Raw genomic sequence first — 16342 nt, forward strand, 5'->3', positions numbered from 1 at the left:
TTCTAAAGAAGTGCAGTATTTCGATTTTAATAATCCAAAGATGTCGCAACATCTTTGGATGTATGAAGGTACTACGGAATATTTTGCTAATCTTTTTCAAATACAACAAGGTTTAATCACTGAAGAAGAGTTTTATAAAAGAATTATGGACAAGGTTAGTAATTCTAAGGGTTATGATGATGCTATGTCATTTACAACAATGAGTAAAAATATATTAGAAGAGCCTTACGAGGCTAATTATGCTAATGTTTATGAAAAGGGAGCATTAATTAACATGGTGTTGGATATTACTTTGCGTCAATTAAGTAATGGTGAGAAGGGTGTCCTATGGCTAATGAAGGAGCTTTCGAGAAAGTATGATGTTTCTACTCCTTTTGAAGATGATAAATTGATAGATGAAATAGTGAAGATGACGTATCCAGAACTACGTGTATTTTTTGATGCCCATGTTATTGGTGGCACTCCAATAGATTACAATATTTATTTGGCAAAAGTGGGTCTAGGAAGTAAAACCGAGAAGCAACAAACAGGATATTTTTTAGAGGGCGATATACCTTTTATTGATGTAGATGCTAAAAATGATAACACTATTTTTATTCGTAATGGGATTGCTTTAAGTTCTTTTTTTACAGATTTAGGTATTCAGGGAGGAGACGTTATTAAGAGTATTAACGGGACGCCTATTAATTTAGAAGCGATTAGGCCTATTATAGGGGAAAGCTTTGGTTGGACAGCTGAGACACCTATAAAAATCATTGTAGAGCGCAACGGAGAAGAAAAAGTTGTAGAAGGTGTTGTGGGAACGCCAATGTTAGAGGTTACTAAGATAAGGAGCTTAAAAGAAGTTTCAGAAGCAGCATTAACCTTAAAGCATGCTTGGCTACATAACTAGGGAATAAACTTTAATGGATATCTAAAAAAAAGCTACTGAATTCAGTAGCTTTTTTTATGCAATGTAAGAGTGTGATTACAAAGCTATAAGGAATAAAAAAACCGCCTATAAGGCGGTTTTGATAAATATAATGTATTGTGGAATTATCCTAAAGCAACACGCTTAAAATCTACAACAGATAAATCTCCTGCCGACTCTACGTATTGAGCAACATTTATTTTTTCATTCTTAATAAAATTCTGATCTAATAAACATTGTTCTTGATCCAAAGTGGTGTTGTCAGAAATAAATCTTTCCATTTTTCCTGGAAGAATTTTATCCCAAATTTTCTCTGGTTTTCCTTCAGCACTTAATTCAGCTTTAGCAGCTTCTTCAGCTTTAGCTAAAACTTCAGCAGTTAACTGAGACATAGAAATATATTGAGGTACATTTTTAAGTGTTTTACCTAAACGACCTAATTCAATATTATCTTTCTCTATTACAGCAATTCTAGCTTCTGTTTCAGAAGCAACAAATGCTGGGTCAAAATCTTTGTAAGATAAAGTTGTTGCGCCCATAGAAGCTACTTGCATAGCTACATCTTTAGCAACTTCTTCGTTTTTAGCATTTAAGCCAACTAAAGCAGCAATTTTGTTAATGTGAACATAAGTGCCAACGTAAGGAGCTTCTAATTTTTCAAAACCGTTGATTTCTAGTTTTTCACCAATAACACCAGTTTGCTCAATTAATTTATCAGCAACAGTCATTCCGCCAAAATCAGATGCTAAAAAGTCTTCTTTGTTGTCGAAATTAATAGCTTTTTCAGCTAATTCATTTGCTAAAGCAACAAAGTTTTCATTTTTACCAACAAAATCAGTTTCACAACCTAAAACGATAGCAACACCTACGGTGTTGTCTGCGTTTACTTTAGATATTGCAGCGCCTTCAGAGGAATCTCTATCGGCTCTTTTTGCTGCAACTTTCTGTCCTTTTTTACGAAGAACTTCAATTGCTTTGTCAAAATCTCCTTCTGCTTCTACTAAGGCATTTTTGCAGTCCATCATTCCTGCGCCTGTAGCTTTTCTTAATTTATTTACTTCTGCGGCGGTAATTTTAGCCATTTTCTTTTATTTTTTTGGATTATGTAAAATAAAACACAATAATTGTGTCAAGTTTTAAGGTAAAGTTTTAGTAGTAAAACAATTTATTGTGCTTCCTATTCTACTCCGCCTTTTGTGTTATCTTGCCATACTTTAAGCTCATCCCACTTACCGTCAGCAGCCATTTGTGCTTGCTTTGGCCAAGAAGTTGGATCTAAATGAGCCATTCTTGAGCTTGCTTCCGTTAAAATTTCTTTAATCTTTTCAGCTTCACCTTTAGCTAAATCAGCGAAAGTTACAAATCCAGCATTGACTAAAGCTTCAGCAGCTTTTGGTCCAATACCTTCCACTTTTGTTAAATCATCTGCTTTTGCAGCGGCAGCTTTTGCTACAGGAACTTGGGCTTTAGGTTCTTCAGTTTTTGGCGCTTCTTCAGTTTTTGGTGCTTCTTTTTTAGGAGCTTCAGTTTTTGCTTCAACTTTAGGAGCAGCAGTTTGTTTGTCAGATTTACGCTCTGCTAACCCTTCTGCGACAGCATTAGTAACTTCCTCCATAATAATGTCTATAGATTTAGATGCATCATCATTTGCTGGTACAACATAATCAATATCTCTAGGGTCACAGTTTGTATCTACCATTGCAAAAATTGGAATATTCAATTTTTGAGCTTCTTTAACGGCAATGTGTTCTCTCATAGTATCTACTATGAAAAGGGCACCTGGTAAACGAGTCATTTCAGAAATAGAACCTAAATTCTTTTCTAATTTAGCTCTTAAACGATCTACTTGTAGGCGTTCTTTTTTAGAAAGAGTCATGAATGTACCATCTTTCTTCATACGATCAATAGAAGCCATTTTTTTAACAGCTTTACGGATAGTCACAAAGTTGGTTAACATTCCGCCAGGCCATCTTTCCGTAATATAAGGCATGTTTACCTTAGCTACTTTTTCAGCTACGATGTCTTTCGCTTGTTTTTTTGTTGCAACAAATAAGATTTTTCTGCCAGAAGCTGCGATTTTACGCAAAGCTTCATTAGCCTCATCTAATTTTGCTACTGTTTTGTAAAGGTTGATTACGTGAATCCCATTACGCTCCATGTAGATGTAAGGAGCCATGTTTGGATTCCACTTTCTTGTAAGGTGTCCAAAGTGTACACCTGCTTCTAATAATTGTTTTACTTCGACTCTCGCCATTTTGTTTTAGTTTACGTTCTTATGAATTAGCAATACTAGAGTGGTATGCATGTAAATGCAAGCCTCTATTATTTAGATGCTAAACTAATATGGGAGATTCTAAATCTACCCTATACTTATTACTTTATAGAAAAGATAATAAGATTTTTAAGTGTCTCTCTTTTGAGACTTTCAATGAACTAGTTAAAAATATAAAAAAAGGGTATTCGTTAGAATACCCTGGTAATCTTGTATTAACGTTTAGAGAACTGGAATTTCTTACGAGCTTTCTTCTGACCAAATTTCTTACGTTCCACCATTCTTGGGTCTCTAGTTAAAAGACCTTCTGGCTTAAGTGTTAATCTGTTTTCAGCATCGATTTCACACATTACTCTAGCTAAAGCTAAACGAATAGCTTCTGCTTGTCCTGTGCTACCACCTCCAAATACATTTACTTTAACATCGTAGTTATCTACAGTATCTGTTAAGGTAAAGGCTTGCTTAATTTTGTATTGTAAAGTTGCTGTCGGGAAATAATCGTTTAAATCTCTAGAATTTATTGTAATATTTCCTGTTCCTTCAGAAAGATAAACACGAGCTACAGCCGTTTTTCTTCTACCAATTTTGTGAATTATCTCCATTATCTTAATTCGTTTATGTTAACAACAGTTGGTTTTTGTGCTTCTTGATCATGATTTGGCCCAACATTAACCTTAAGGTTTCTGAATAATTCAGCGCCTAATCTATTTTTCGGAAGCATTCCTTTTACAGCCTTCTCAACAATACGACCAGGAGTTTTTGCCAACATATCTTTTACGGATGTATGGCGTTGTCCTCCAGGGTATCCTGTGTAACGGCTATAAGATTTAGTATCCCATTTGTTACCAGAAAGAGCTATCTTTTCTGCATTAATAATAACTACGTTATCCCCACAATCAACGTGAGGAGTATAGTTTGTCTTATGCTTTCCTCTAAGTAATTTTGCTACTTTAGAAGCAAGACGTCCCAATGTTTGACCTTCAGCATCAACCAATAACCACTCTTTGTTTACGGTTGCTCTATTTGCTGAGACAGTCTTATAACTTAATGTATCCACTACTGCTGTTTTTTTCTATTATACACTTCTTTCCCTGTAAGAGGGCTGCAAATGTACAACTATTAAGTTGAAATACAAATGGTTGTTTCTTATTATTTTTTACTTTTTTCTGTTGTTTACTTTTTTCTATTGTTTTTAAGTTTCCAGATGGCCTTAGTTTTGTTAAAATTATATTGAAGCATACTGTAGAATTTATTAAGTTAAAGTTCTTTATGTATAACTAAATTAATTCAAAAAATGAAATACTCGTTATTCCTAATACCTAATAATGGTGTTTTCTTGTTCTATCCTTTCTTTCTAGAGATTATACATAGCTGATGTTAGAATATGTTATACCTCCTTTAGATGTGGGTATAGTAATTTGTAGTAGATGGTATTTTGGAAGTGTTTGGAATTTTAGCTAGAATTCTATTTTGATGTATCGTTACTAATTAATGGATAGGGAGTGGTGGACTGTAGATTGGTGTGGCCTCAAGGAGTTACAGGTAGCAGGGATACCATGAATACTTTTACGGGAGAATTTAGATAGCTATGTTTAGGGCAGGAAAAAGATAGTACCTTAATTTGTAATGACTATCTATCTGTTTTGTATTATAATAATAGTATTGCAATATAGTTCCTTACTTTTCGTTTGGTTGAAGTATAAAACTAATCCATAACCAAAACGAAACCAATGAAAAAAATAATATTTACTTTTATGGCAATGAGTACTTTACTTGTATCATGTTCTAAAGATGCTATTGCTGATGATAAAGGCATTATAGGAGTGTGGGAGCTGGCCGAGTTTCAAGTGGATGCAGAAGCTGCTGGAACCTATTTAAATTTAGCAGAAGATGCTCTAAATAAATTAAGGAAGGAAGACTGTACGATAGTTACTTTTGAATTTAAGAATGATGCTACTTTAATTACTGAGAATGCTATTAATTATTTGAATATTAGTGCTGGTCCAACAGGATTAGTGGTTCCATGTCCAATAGAAAAAGACACTCAAACAACAACGTATACTTATGAAAATGGGGTGATTAAATTTAAAGATAAGGATGGGGATGACGTTAGTGCAAAAGCAACTGTAGATGGAAATAAAATGACTGTAGATGCAGAGGGTTTAGATCTTCCTAATTTTAACACGAAAGGAGAATTAGTATTTAAAAAGAAATAATAGAAATTAATCCTTAAATAAGCACAAAAAACCACCTAGAATTCCCTAGGTGGTTTTTTGTGCTTATTTTTTATAAAATTTTGTTTGTATTTGTTGTTCTTTAGATTGTATAGTGATTATGTAAATACCTGGAGTGAGAGAGGAAATCGGAATGTTAATAGCGTTATTTCTTATTTCCCATATATGTCTTAGGACTATATTTCCATATGTGTCTAGTATTGTAATGCTGGAGGTGTTAGAGTTCTGTAAACCCAATACATTAACAACATTTGTAGCAGGGTTTGGAAAAACCTTTACGCTTGTTTTTACCAGTTCATTTTTAATGCTATTAGATTGTGCATTAATTGCAATACTAAATAGGAATGTTATAAGTAGAGTAAGAATGAGTCTGTTCATAATACGTAGTCCTCTGTATATAACAATAACGCTATAATTACAATTATAGCGTTATGAGTATCAATTTTGACTAATATTTAACATTAAGTCTTAATGCGCCTCGAGCCAATTATCACCTAAGCCTACTTCAACATCTAATGGAACCGCAATTGTGTACGCATTTTCCATTTCCGATTTAATTAAAGTCTGTAGCTCTTCTAATTCGGGCTTGTGTATATCAAAAACTAATTCATCATGTACTTGTAAAAGCATTTTAGATTTGTAATTGCCTTCTTCTAATTTTTTATGAATATTAATCATAGCAATTTTTATAATGTCTGCGGCACTTCCTTGAATGGGAGCATTTACAGCATTACGTTCCGCTGCGCCACGAACAATAGCATTATTGCCATTAATGTCTTTTAAGTATCTACGGCGGCCTAAAACGGTTTGCACATATCCATTGTCACGAGCAAAATTTACTTGCTCGCTCATGTAGCTGCGTAGTTTTGGGTAGGTTTTGTAATAGGTATCTATAAGTTCTTTGGCTTCTCCTCTAGAAAGGTCTGTTTGGTTGCTTAATCCAAAAGCAGAAACACCATATATGATTCCAAAATTCACAGTTTTTGCATTACTACGTTGTTCCCGCGTTACTTTTTCTAATGGGACATTAAAAACTTTGGAGGCGGTAGAAGCATGGATGTCTTCCCCGTTCTTAAAAGCTTCAATCATGGTGGTTTCTTCACTTAATGCAGCAATAATACGCAGTTCTATCTGTGAGTAATCCGCAGCCAATAAAGTGTATTCCTCATTTTTAGGAACAAAAGCTTTACGTACTTGTTTGCCTCTTTCTGTTCGGATAGGAATATTTTGTAAGTTAGGATTGTTGCTGCTTAATCTACCTGTTGCAGCTACAGTTTGCATATAGTCTGTGTGTACACGACCCGTACTTTCTTCAATCTGCTCTGGTAAAGCGTCTACATAGGTGCTTTTTAATTTAGCAAGGCCTCTATAATCTAAAACATTCTGGATAATCTCGTGGTCTTTGGCTAAATAGGAAAGTACATCTTCCGCAGTAGAAAACTGACCTGTTTTTGTCTTTTTAGGCTTGTCTACTAGTTTTAGTTTGTTAAATAGGATTTCTCCTAATTGTTTTGGAGAAGCAATGTTAAATTCTTCGCCTGCAGCGTCATATATTTTGGCTACTAGGTTTTCTATGTCTTTGTTTAAATCCTCCGAAAGAGAATTTAGAAAAGCTTTGTCAAGATTTATACCTTCTAATTCCATATCCGCAAGAACATGGAGTAGGGGAATCTCAATATCATTAAAAAGACCGTCTGTTTTAGCTTCTGCTAATTCTGGTCTAAATTGTTGTGCTAATTGGTAGGTGATATCGGCATCTTCTACAGCGTATTCTGTCTGTTTCTCTAGGGGAACATCGCGCATGGAAAGTTGGTTCTTTCCTTTTTTTCCAATTAATTCTGTAATTGAAATGGGAGTGTAATTTAAATAGGTTTCCGCAAGAACATCCATATTATGGCGCATATCCGGATTAATTAAATAATGCGCTAACATGGTATCAAAACAAGAGCCTTTTATCTTTATATTGTATTTGTGAAGTACTTTAATGTCGTACTTTAAATTTTGACCTATTTTTTCAATACCCTCTGCATCAAAGAAAGGGCGTAATTGTTCCATAAGACTTTGTGCTTCTTCTTTTTCTTCTGGAAAAGGAATGTAGAACCCTTTAGTGGCTTCCCAAGAAAATGCAATTCCTACTAATTCGGCTGTCAATGGATTTAACCCTGTGGTTTCTGTATCAAAACAAACGGAAGTCTGTTTCATTAAATTTTGCACAAAAAGTTTCATTGCCATTCCTGGTGCTACACTCTGATATGCATGTGCAACATCTTTAATTGTTTTTCTGCTAGAAATAACTTCTAATGTTGCAGGAGAATCTCCGTCTCCACCAAAAAGAGAAAATTGCCCCTCTCCAGCAGGGGAAGTTTTTTTAGGGTTTGTTTTTTCAATATTGGCGGAAGCTTCTGTAGGTTCTTCATTTTGTTGTGGAGCAAATAATTTTAAGAATTGTTCTCTTAATCTTCTAAACTCTAGCTCTTCGAAAATTTCTTGTACTTTTTCACTGTTAGGAGCAGAAAGTTTGTAATCATCTGCTTTAAAAGTTACATCACAATGAATATCAATAGTAGCTAGTTTTTTGGAAAGCAAACCGAGTTCTCCGTTAGCTTCCACCTTTTCTTTCATTTTACCTTTAAGCTTGTCTGTGTTTGCTAAAAGGCCTTCCATAGAATCGAACTGTTCAATAAATTTTTTAGCAGTTTTATCTCCAACACCTGGTAATCCAGGTATATTATCACTGGCATCTCCCATCATCCCCAGGTAGTCTATTACTTGCTCAGGGCGTTGCACGCCAAAACGTTTTTGTATTTCTGGAATCCCCCAAATTTCTATACCATTCCCCATACGTGCTGGACGATACATGAATATATTTTCGGAAACTAATTGCCCAAAATCCTTATCCGGAGTAACCATGTAGACTTTATAATCTTCTTTTTCAGCTTGTTTGGCTAAAGTTCCAATAATATCATCGGCTTCATACCCTTCTAAAACAACAACAGGAATATCCATAGCTTTTAAAATGTTCTGAATATAAGGAACAGCAATACGTATAGCATCTGGAGTCTCGTCTCTATTGGCTTTGTATTCTGGAAACATTTCTTTTCTGTCTACACTACCACCTTTATCAAAACAAACCGCTAAATAATCTGGTTTTTCTCTTCGTATTACATCTAATAAAGAATTCATAAAACCCATTATTGCAGAGGTATCCATTCCTTTAGAATTAATTCTAGGATTTTTTATAAGTGCGTAATATCCTCTAAAAATTAATGCAAATGCATCGAGTAAAAAAAGTTTTTTTTGTTCTGCCATTAGTGTTGTTATTGTAGAATTTCAAAACTACGAATTAATGTGATAAGGAATAAAATTTATAGTTTCCTTTTTAATGTTATACGACTAATAAAATGCTAACTTTTTATATATGACTTTGATGGAATGTTTATATGTCCTTCTTTAGAATAGGATCTATATGTAAACCCTGGTTGGATACAATAGCTCCCTGTTTCTCCTTTTTTATTGATGGCGATAAATCCTATTTGAAAATCGGTATTGTCTTTGTTTTTTGCGATAATGCGTTTTACGCCTTCTTCACAAGCTTCTTGGGGTGTTTTTCCTTGTCGTATAAGCTCTACGATTAAAAAACTACCTACCGTCCGTACTACTTCTTCGCCAACACCTGTTGCTGTTGCTGCACCAATTTCATTATCTACGAAAAGTCCGGCTCCAATAATAGGAGAGTCTCCAACGCGACCGCCTATTTTATATGCCATTCCACTAGTGGTACATGCTCCAGAAATATCTCCATTTTTGTCTATGGCAAGCATGCCAATAGTATCGTGGTTTTCAATATTTATAATAGGTTTATATTCCGATGTTTTTTTCCATTCCAACCATTCTTTTTTGGATTGCTCTGTTAATAGATTGGTTTTCTTAAACCCTTTTTCATAGGCAAATTGTTCGGCACCTTTTCCTGCAAGTATTACATGTGGTGTGTCTTCCATTACTTTTCTGGCAACAGAAACTGGACTAGCAATGTTTTGCAGATAAACTACAGAACCGCAATTACCATTTTTATCCATAATACAAGAATCTAAGGTTACATTGCCGTCTCGGTCTGGTCTTCCTCCGACACCTACAGTTTGGTTAGTTGTATCTGCTTCCTCTACCATTACACCTTGCTGAACGGCATCTAAAGAATTTCCTCCAGCATTTAATACTTCCCAGGCCTTTGCTGTAGCATTTAAGAAGTTCCATGTGCAAATAGCGATAGGTTTAATAGGGGGTGTGTTTATTGTCGATTTTTTAAGAGGTTCTTGTTCTTTGCAAGAGGTTAGTAAAGTGGCAGATAAAATGCCAGCAGTACTTAAAGTTGAATTTTTTAGAAACTTTCTTCTTTTCATCGGGTTACGTTTGTTAATTTAGGATTCTAAATATAAGGAAATGCAAGTAGAAGTTTGTGCAAATTCTTTGCAATCGGCCATAAATGCAGAAAAAGCTGGAGCAGATAGAATAGAGCTTTGTATGGAGTTGGGTGTAGGAGGGGTAACGCCATCTTATGGTCTGTTAAAAAGTGTAAAAGAACAGGTGTCTATTCCTGTGCATGTTCTTGTTCGACCTCGTAGTGGAGATTTTACATATTCCGATTCGGAGTTCCAGATAATGAGAAGGAATATTAAATTATGTGTGGACTTGGGTTTTGATGGTGTCGTCTCGGGAATATTAACTGAAAATTTTGAAATTGATGTCGCTAGAACCGCTATTTTGATTGAGGATTCTAAAGGAATAAACTTTACTTTTCATAGAGCTTTTGATTGGGTAGAGGATGCTAAAAAAGCATTGCTACAATTAGAAGAGTTAAAAGTGGATTATATATTAACTTCTGGGCAGCAAAAAACAGCAGTCTTAGGTGTAGTGTTTTTGCGAGAGCTAAAAAACATTGCTAAACATTGTGTTATTATGCCTGGAGGAGGAATTAATGCCGATAATGCGAAGGTTTTTATAGAAAAAAGTTTTATGTATGTTCATCTTTCGGGCGTAGAAATTAAGAGAAGAGAAATTTTTTCAACAAAAATTTCAATGTATTCTGCTTCTTTTTTAAAAGATAACATCATTATGGAGACAAGTTTTAAAGCGATTAAAGCAATGGTGTCTAGCGTTAAATAAATTATAAAACGTAGAAAAGGTGCTGTAAACAAATATCTTTACATAAAAAGAAGAATAATGTTGCGATGGATAATTTTTATTTTAATATACCTAGGTTTAGGAGTGTATGTTTTACAAGCTCTAAAAACAGTAAGTAGATTTCCTTGGGTGTTTTTTACCTATATAGCTATATCGTTACTGGTGCTGGGAAATTTTATATATCAATTTACTTTAGGAGAAGAGATGGGTAGGGTTTTAAGTAGACCTAAAAGCTACGCCTTTGGTTTTCTTTTAACCATGATGGTTTTTAAAGTGATTGCAGTTATTTTTCTGTTCTCTGAGGATATATTTAGATTTCTATCGGCAACCTATTATCGTTTTTGGGGAGAAACAAAAGAGTTTAGCTTACCAGAAAGAAGAAAATTTTTAAGTTTTATCGCTATGGGTATAGCGGCCATACCATTTGGTGGTTTACTGTATGGTATGTATAAAGGCAAGTATAATTTTAAAGTATTAAAGTACAATTTAGAATATGACGATTTGCCAGATGCTTTTGATGGATATAAAATCACTCAAATATCGGATGTACATAGTGGTAGTTTTGATAACCGTGAGAAGATCGAGTATGCAATAGATTTAATTAATAAGCAAAAAAGTGATGTGTTGTTATTTACTGGCGATATGGTAAATAATAAAGCGGAGGAAATGTATCCGTGGAAAGATCTTTTTGCAACCCTTGAGGCTAAAGATGGTAAGTTCTCTGTTTTAGGAAATCATGATTATGGGGATTATGTGTCTTGGGAAACAGATGAATTAAAAGAAGCAAACTTAGAAGAGTTAAAAACCTTGCAGAAAGAAATTGGTTTTGATTTGTTATTAAATGAAAGTCGATATTTAACAAAAGGTGATGATAAAATAGCCTTGGTTGGAGTTGAAAATTGGGGTAAAGGAGGTTTTAAAAAGGCAGGAGATTTAGGTAAAGCTGCTGCTGAAATTAATAAGGATGATTTTAAAATACTAATGAGTCATGATCCTTCGCATTGGGAGCAAAAGGTAATAAATGATCCGTATCATTATCATTTAACTCTTAGTGGGCATACCCATGGAATGCAATTTGGAATTGAGATTCCAGGGTGGATTAAGTGGAGTCCTGTTAAATGGCGATATACGTATTGGGCGGGTATATATAAAGAAATGGGTCAGTTTATAAATGTAAATCGTGGATTCGGGTTTTTAGGGTATCCTGGAAGAGTTGGTATTTGGCCAGAAATCACTGTAATTACTCTTAAGAAGAAATCCTTAACATGAATTTAACCTATCGATTTGGGTGTAATTAGGGGTGTTGTATATCTGTTTTAACAATTTTTCTTACTTTTGGTTAATAAAGCAAAGTTATTTATATGTCTAAATTTGGTGAATTAATAGATTTGAATGTTCCTGTACTGTTAGATTTTTATGCAGATTGGAATGATCATTCTACTGCCATGCATGCTGTATTAAGAGATGTGGCCGCAGCCTTAGGTGATAAGGGAAAGGTTATAAAAATTGATGTAGATAAGAATAAAGAGTTGTCTCAGGCTCTTAGGGTAAAAGGTCTTCCAACCTTAATGATATACAAAAAAGGGGAGATGGTCTGGCGCCAAAGCGGGGAGCAAGATGCTAATACTCTTATTGGTATTCTGAGCGAATACTTATAAAATTTAATATTTTATAAAAACAAAAAGCAAGGTATACATTAGGAATGCCTTGCTTTTTTGTGTCTTATTTTAACGCTATTCAGATACTGTAGAGAGTGTAGTATCTTTTATCGTTACCGTGTCTTTTAGGTCTGGATCCGTTGCAGGGGACTCTATAGGCTCTTCTAAAATATCATCTTTATAAAAATGCTGGAACTTATCTATATATTCATTGAATATTAGGGTTTCCTTTTCTGCCATCTCACGATCGTTATTAGAGATAAGGATATCAATATTTCTTCTATATGCCTCCATATCGGTAATAATATCATCAATTTTACTGTACTGCTCATCTAAAGTAGTGCTAGCATAATAATTTAGGCGTTCTTGGTATTTTGTTTTTAGCTTATCGAACAAAGCTCTAGCCTTTGTGGTTTCTCCAACCTTATAATATCCATCTACAAAAGGTTCTACAAACGTGTAATAGCCAAAGTAATCTACTGGCATTTGTGTTATAGAAAGATCTATTATTTCTTTTGCTTTATCGATCTTGTTTTCTTGTATTAAAGCTTCCATAAGACGAGCTAAATTGCCTCGGAAAGATAACCCTTGAATACGAGTTTGGGTGTCGTGGTAAATATTAGACCCAGAATTACCCCAATCCCATCCTTTTACAATCTTGTACATAACGTCCGTATCAATACGGCCCATATCAAAAGAATTTTGTCTTTTGGTTTTAATAGGTACAAGTTTATAAGCGAGCCCGTCTAGCTGTAAGTAGTCCTTCATCCAAATGTATTCGGCATCATCAAAACTACCACCAGAGAAGTATATAGGTCTTTTCCAATCGTTATTTGCTAAGATGTCTAGCATCATCATGCTTTTTTTTGTAATGGCAGAGGGTAAATCTATATCGATATAATCGACCATTAGAGCGGAATCTTTAACCTTAACTATGCCGTTTTCTAAAGCATTTTTCTTGTTTACAGAAATACGTATTTTGTTGGTAGGGTAGTAAACTATATTCTGCGTATTTTCAGGATAGTCATTAATGTCTCCACCTTGTTGTTGTAATATGTATTTTAATTTTGTTCTTGGTTTGTCACTATCTATCCAGTTAATAAAATCTTTAAGAGGCCATCTATTTTCTGTAATGCCTTGGTGGTATAGTACATCTCTAGATCCCCAGCGATATTTGTCATGTGTAATTTGAGATGGTATAGCGTCACTTGTGTATGCTTGTCTTTTCATTTGGTCCACATACCAATCTGTTTCAAAAAGACTAGTACATATAACTCTAACATCGGTACGGTAATTCTCTATCTCTTGAGCATACCATAACGGGAATGTATCGTTATCTCCAATAGTAAATATTATGGAACCTGCATCTTTCTGGCAAGAGTCTAAATATGCTTTAGCAGATGATCTTGCAGTGAATTTACCAGAACGGTCATGGTCGTCCCAGTTTTGGTAAGCCATAAGAGAAGGAACCGCTAATAGACATATAGTAGTAACTGCTGGTGCCAAAATTTTAGGGTTGATAAATTTTTTGAATTCACTGAAAAGGGCATAGACACCAATTCCTACCCAAATGGCAAAAATATAGAAGGAGCCTACCAAAGAATAATCTCTTTCTCTAGGTTGAAAGATATAAGGATTGGTGTAAAACTGAATAGCTAAACCAGTAAAAAGGAAAAATATTAACAAGGCCCAAAAGTGTTTTGGATTTTTAGAAATTTGAAAAAATAAACCTACAATACCAAGAAATAAGGGTAAAAAGAAATAGGTATTCCTTCCTTTGTTATTTAATACGTCGCTAGGAAGGTTTTCTTGACTTCCTAAGCGCCAACTATCTATCGGGGTAAATCCACTTATCCAATTTCCGTTTTCATTATAGCGCCCTTGAATGTCATTTTGCTTACCCGCAAAATTCCACATAAAATAACGCATGTACATATAGCCGAATTGAAATTCTACCATATATTTTATGTTCTGCCAAACACTAGGTGGTTGCACCTCGATATAGTCACTAAACCTTCTTAAGAAGCTAATGTATTGCTCAGTGTCTATTTCACCAGTTTTCATACCGTTTTTAACTTGGTTAACGGCTTTTCTTAGTTCGTCGTTAGACTTAATCATTTTAAAGTCTAAAGGGCCAAAATAACGCATGTAGTTTTCTGCATGCTGCGTACTCCACATTCTTGGGAGAAGGCCTAAGTGCTTTTCGTTAGGTCCAGGCATTGCATCTTTAAAATGATTTACAATAATATATTTACCTGTAGTGTAATCTTTCTCGTATTTAGGTTTTTCGTCTCTTTCAGGTCCAGCATCTGCAAAAGCATCAGAAAAATAAGCACCATAAAAAGGGCTGTCTACGCCTGGGTATTGCTCTCTATTGTAATAGGCAAGTAGAGATCTAGCATCTGATGGATTATTCTCATTAATTACAACATTGGCATTGGCTCTAATAGGTAACATAAGCCAAGACGAGAATCCTAAAAAGAGAAATAAAAGGCAAAGTACAATCGTATTTGCGCTTTTAAAATTGTTTTTTCTAGTATAGTTTAAGCCAAAATAGAAGGCTCCTATAAATAGAATTCCGATTATTATAGACCCTGAATTAAAAGGGAGCCCAATATTATTTACAAAGAAAACTTCTCCCCATCCGAATAATTGCAAAACATAGGTAAGAGAAAATTTATATACTAGCATTAGTATTGCTATAACAACTACGTTGGCGATAAGAAAGTTTTTTACCGTAGTTTTTTTGTATTTTTTAAAATAGTAGAGTAAACCAATGGTAGGGATAGCTAAAAAGCCCATAAATTGGATGCCGAATGTTAAACCGACTACAAAGGAAATTAAAACGATCCATTTATTGCCTCTCGGGTCATCTAAACTATCGGTCCATTTAAGACCCATCCATAGTAACACCGCCATAATGAAGCTGGCCATAGAGTAAACCTCGGTTTCTACAGCGTTGAACCAAAAGCTATCGGAAAATGTAAAAGTTAACGCTCCGACAATTCCACTTCCTAGAACAGCAATAGCTTTGCTGTTGGTAAACTTTTTGTCTTCGTCTATTAATTTTTTGGTAAGATTGGTAATAGTCCAGAACATAAAAAGAATGGTAAAGGCACTAGATACACCAGATACAAAATTTACCATACGCGCTATTTGCTCGGGCTCAAAAGCGAACATAGCAAAAAAAGCTCCAATCATTTGTAATAATGGTGCTCCTGGTGGGTGACCTACCTGTAATTTAGCGGAGGTTGCAATGTATTCCCCAGCATCCCAGAAACTACTAGTTGGCTCTACAGTTAATGAATACGTAATAAGTGCTATGAAGAAAACTGCCCATCCAAGGATGGTGTCCCATTTTTTGAAGTTCTTAGAAAACATGTAATTTGAAGTTTTACCTGATAGGCGAATTTACTAATTAATATAGATACTAAGGAATATTTTTGACAAACCTTTAACAAGTGATTTTACTATTTTTTAATTATTTTTTAAAAAATGCTTGCGCAAATGAAAGTTTGTTTTAAATTTGCACGCTCTTAATAAGTATTGGCCCATGGTGTAATTGGTAACACACCGGTTTTTGGTACCGACATTCAAGGTTCGAGTCCTTGTGGGCCAACTAAAATTTATGACTTAATCCCGGCATCCTAGATGCTGGGATTTTTTGTTATAATAACTTTGGTCTTGGTTGAGAAGGGATCAAGTCATAAAGGATCAAGGGATGAGGGGGTCAAGTCATGACTAGTTGTCATCTGTTATTGCATTGGTTTGCTTCTGCTTCTGTCGTATAAGACTATGCTCCCGGCAACCGCTACATTTAAACTGTAGATGGAATTAAATTGAACTAAAAAATGTGAACGCTCAATAGCTTCTATTGATAATCCATTGTCTTCGGCTCCTAATAAGTAAACACAGCGTTTTGGGTGAGAAAATGTTTCTAAATTTTCGGCTCTATCTGTTTTTTCTACCCCTACTACACGTACTCCTTTAGGAAGGTGTTCAAAAAAAGCTTCAAAATTTTTGTAATGATAATAGGGTATGGATTTTACTGCATTATGGGTGTCAGAGGCTTGGTTTGCGTACCTTTTAC

General features: G+C 34.7%; 13 protein-coding genes, 1 tRNA gene and 1 pseudogene. 6 read left to right on the forward strand and 9 right to left on the reverse strand.

What is annotated here, in order from left to right; all coding sequences use genetic code 11:
* A pseudogene (locus tag QZZ51_RS12450) lies at positions 1-892 on the forward strand (peptidase M61); the annotation flags it as partial.
* Positions 893-1035: 143 nt separating this feature from the next.
* Here QZZ51_RS12450 and tsf read toward each other — a convergent pair.
* From tsf to rplM, 4 genes are all read right to left on the reverse strand, one after another.
* Positions 1036-1992 carry a translation elongation factor Ts gene (gene tsf / locus QZZ51_RS12455; RefSeq protein WP_291870139.1) on the reverse strand — a complete coding sequence of 319 codons (957 nt, stop codon included), beginning with the start codon at positions 1990-1992 and terminating at the stop codon, positions 1036-1038.
* Positions 1993-2087: 95 nt separating this feature from the next.
* On the reverse strand, positions 2088-3164 hold the full coding sequence (gene rpsB, locus QZZ51_RS12460) for a 30S ribosomal protein S2 (RefSeq protein WP_291870142.1): 1077 nt from the start codon (positions 3162-3164) through the stop codon (positions 2088-2090).
* A gap of 233 nt (positions 3165-3397) precedes the next feature.
* Positions 3398-3784, reverse strand: a complete 387-nt coding sequence (gene rpsI / locus QZZ51_RS12465) for a 30S ribosomal protein S9 (protein WP_291870144.1) — start codon at positions 3782-3784, stop codon at positions 3398-3400.
* A complete protein-coding gene (rplM, locus tag QZZ51_RS12470; RefSeq protein ID WP_291870146.1) occupies positions 3784-4239 on the reverse strand; it encodes a 50S ribosomal protein L13 in 456 nt (151 codons plus the stop codon). Before rplM ends, rpsI begins: the two co-directional genes overlap by 1 nt.
* Positions 4240-4912: 673 nt before the next feature.
* Here rplM and QZZ51_RS12475 point away from each other — a divergent pair.
* A complete protein-coding gene (locus QZZ51_RS12475; protein ID WP_291870148.1) occupies positions 4913-5398 on the forward strand; it encodes a lipocalin family protein in 486 nt (161 codons plus the stop codon).
* Positions 5399-5461: 63 nt separating this feature from the next.
* Here the strand turns inward: QZZ51_RS12475 and QZZ51_RS12480 are convergent, their stop codons facing one another.
* The 3 genes from QZZ51_RS12480 to QZZ51_RS12490 all read right to left on the reverse strand — a co-directional run bounded on the left by QZZ51_RS12480 (position 5462) and on the right by QZZ51_RS12490 (position 9813).
* Positions 5462-5794 (reverse strand): T9SS type A sorting domain-containing protein, encoded by a 333-nt coding sequence (locus QZZ51_RS12480; RefSeq protein WP_291870151.1) that lies wholly within the window; start codon positions 5792-5794, stop codon positions 5462-5464.
* A gap of 90 nt (positions 5795-5884) precedes the next feature.
* Complete coding sequence (polA, locus tag QZZ51_RS12485; protein WP_291870153.1) at positions 5885-8725, reverse strand: DNA polymerase I; 2841 nt, start codon at positions 8723-8725, stop codon at positions 5885-5887.
* Positions 8726-8820: 95 nt separating this feature from the next.
* Positions 8821-9813, reverse strand: a complete 993-nt coding sequence (locus QZZ51_RS12490) for a N(4)-(beta-N-acetylglucosaminyl)-L-asparaginase (protein ID WP_291870155.1) — start codon at positions 9811-9813, stop codon at positions 8821-8823.
* A gap of 40 nt (positions 9814-9853) precedes the next feature.
* On the opposite strand from QZZ51_RS12490, the gene QZZ51_RS12495 reads away from it, so the two are divergent.
* The 3 genes from QZZ51_RS12495 (at position 9854) to QZZ51_RS12505 (ending at position 12252) form a co-directional block, all read left to right on the forward strand.
* Positions 9854-10576, forward strand: coding sequence for a copper homeostasis protein CutC (locus QZZ51_RS12495; protein WP_291870157.1), 723 nt, complete (start codon positions 9854-9856; stop codon positions 10574-10576).
* 57 nt (positions 10577-10633) lie between these two features.
* A complete protein-coding gene (locus QZZ51_RS12500; RefSeq protein ID WP_291870159.1) occupies positions 10634-11863 on the forward strand; it encodes a metallophosphoesterase in 1230 nt (409 codons plus the stop codon).
* A 92-nt stretch (positions 11864-11955) separates the two neighbouring features.
* Positions 11956-12252: a thioredoxin family protein gene (locus tag QZZ51_RS12505; protein ID WP_291870162.1), complete on the forward strand. Its 297-nt coding sequence runs from the start codon at positions 11956-11958 to the stop codon at positions 12250-12252.
* 75 nt (positions 12253-12327) lie between these two features.
* Here the strand turns inward: QZZ51_RS12505 and QZZ51_RS12510 are convergent, their stop codons facing one another.
* Positions 12328-15633 (reverse strand): DUF2723 domain-containing protein, encoded by a 3306-nt coding sequence (locus QZZ51_RS12510; protein ID WP_291870164.1) that lies wholly within the window; start codon positions 15631-15633, stop codon positions 12328-12330.
* A gap of 166 nt (positions 15634-15799) precedes the next feature.
* Here QZZ51_RS12510 and QZZ51_RS12515 point away from each other — a divergent pair.
* Positions 15800-15871 (forward strand) — tRNA-Gln (locus QZZ51_RS12515).
* A gap of 136 nt (positions 15872-16007) precedes the next feature.
* Here the strand turns inward: QZZ51_RS12515 and QZZ51_RS12520 are convergent.
* A partial coding sequence (locus tag QZZ51_RS12520; protein ID WP_291870166.1) for a TrmH family RNA methyltransferase occupies positions 16008-16342 on the reverse strand: 335 nt, incomplete at its 5' end.

It is taken from the genome of Maribacter sp. (genome assembly GCF_016744255.1).
Lineage (GTDB): Bacteria > Bacteroidota > Bacteroidia > Flavobacteriales > Flavobacteriaceae > Maribacter_B.

Excerpts from the sequence above, each read along its gene's own strand:
- tsf (WP_291870139.1), bottom strand. The coding sequence starts at position 1,992 with ATGGCTAAAATTACCGCCGCAGAAGTAAATAAATTAAGAAAAGCTACA.
- rpsB (WP_291870142.1), bottom strand. The coding sequence starts at position 3,164 with ATGGCGAGAGTCGAAGTAAAACAATTATTAGAAGCAGGTGTACACTTT.
- rpsI (WP_291870144.1), bottom strand. The coding sequence starts at position 3,784 with ATGGAGATAATTCACAAAATTGGTAGAAGAAAAACGGCTGTAGCTCGT.
- QZZ51_RS12475 (WP_291870148.1), top strand. The coding sequence starts at position 4,913 with ATGAAAAAAATAATATTTACTTTTATGGCAATGAGTACTTTACTTGTA.
- QZZ51_RS12480 (WP_291870151.1), bottom strand. The coding sequence starts at position 5,794 with ATGAACAGACTCATTCTTACTCTACTTATAACATTCCTATTTAGTATT.
- polA (WP_291870153.1), bottom strand. The coding sequence starts at position 8,725 with ATGGCAGAACAAAAAAAACTTTTTTTACTCGATGCATTTGCATTAATT.
- QZZ51_RS12490 (WP_291870155.1), bottom strand. The coding sequence starts at position 9,813 with ATGAAAAGAAGAAAGTTTCTAAAAAATTCAACTTTAAGTACTGCTGGC.
- QZZ51_RS12495 (WP_291870157.1), top strand. The coding sequence starts at position 9,854 with ATGCAAGTAGAAGTTTGTGCAAATTCTTTGCAATCGGCCATAAATGCA.
- QZZ51_RS12500 (WP_291870159.1), top strand. The coding sequence starts at position 10,634 with ATGTTGCGATGGATAATTTTTATTTTAATATACCTAGGTTTAGGAGTG.
- QZZ51_RS12505 (WP_291870162.1), top strand. The coding sequence starts at position 11,956 with ATGTCTAAATTTGGTGAATTAATAGATTTGAATGTTCCTGTACTGTTA.
- QZZ51_RS12510 (WP_291870164.1), bottom strand. The coding sequence starts at position 15,633 with ATGTTTTCTAAGAACTTCAAAAAATGGGACACCATCCTTGGATGGGCA.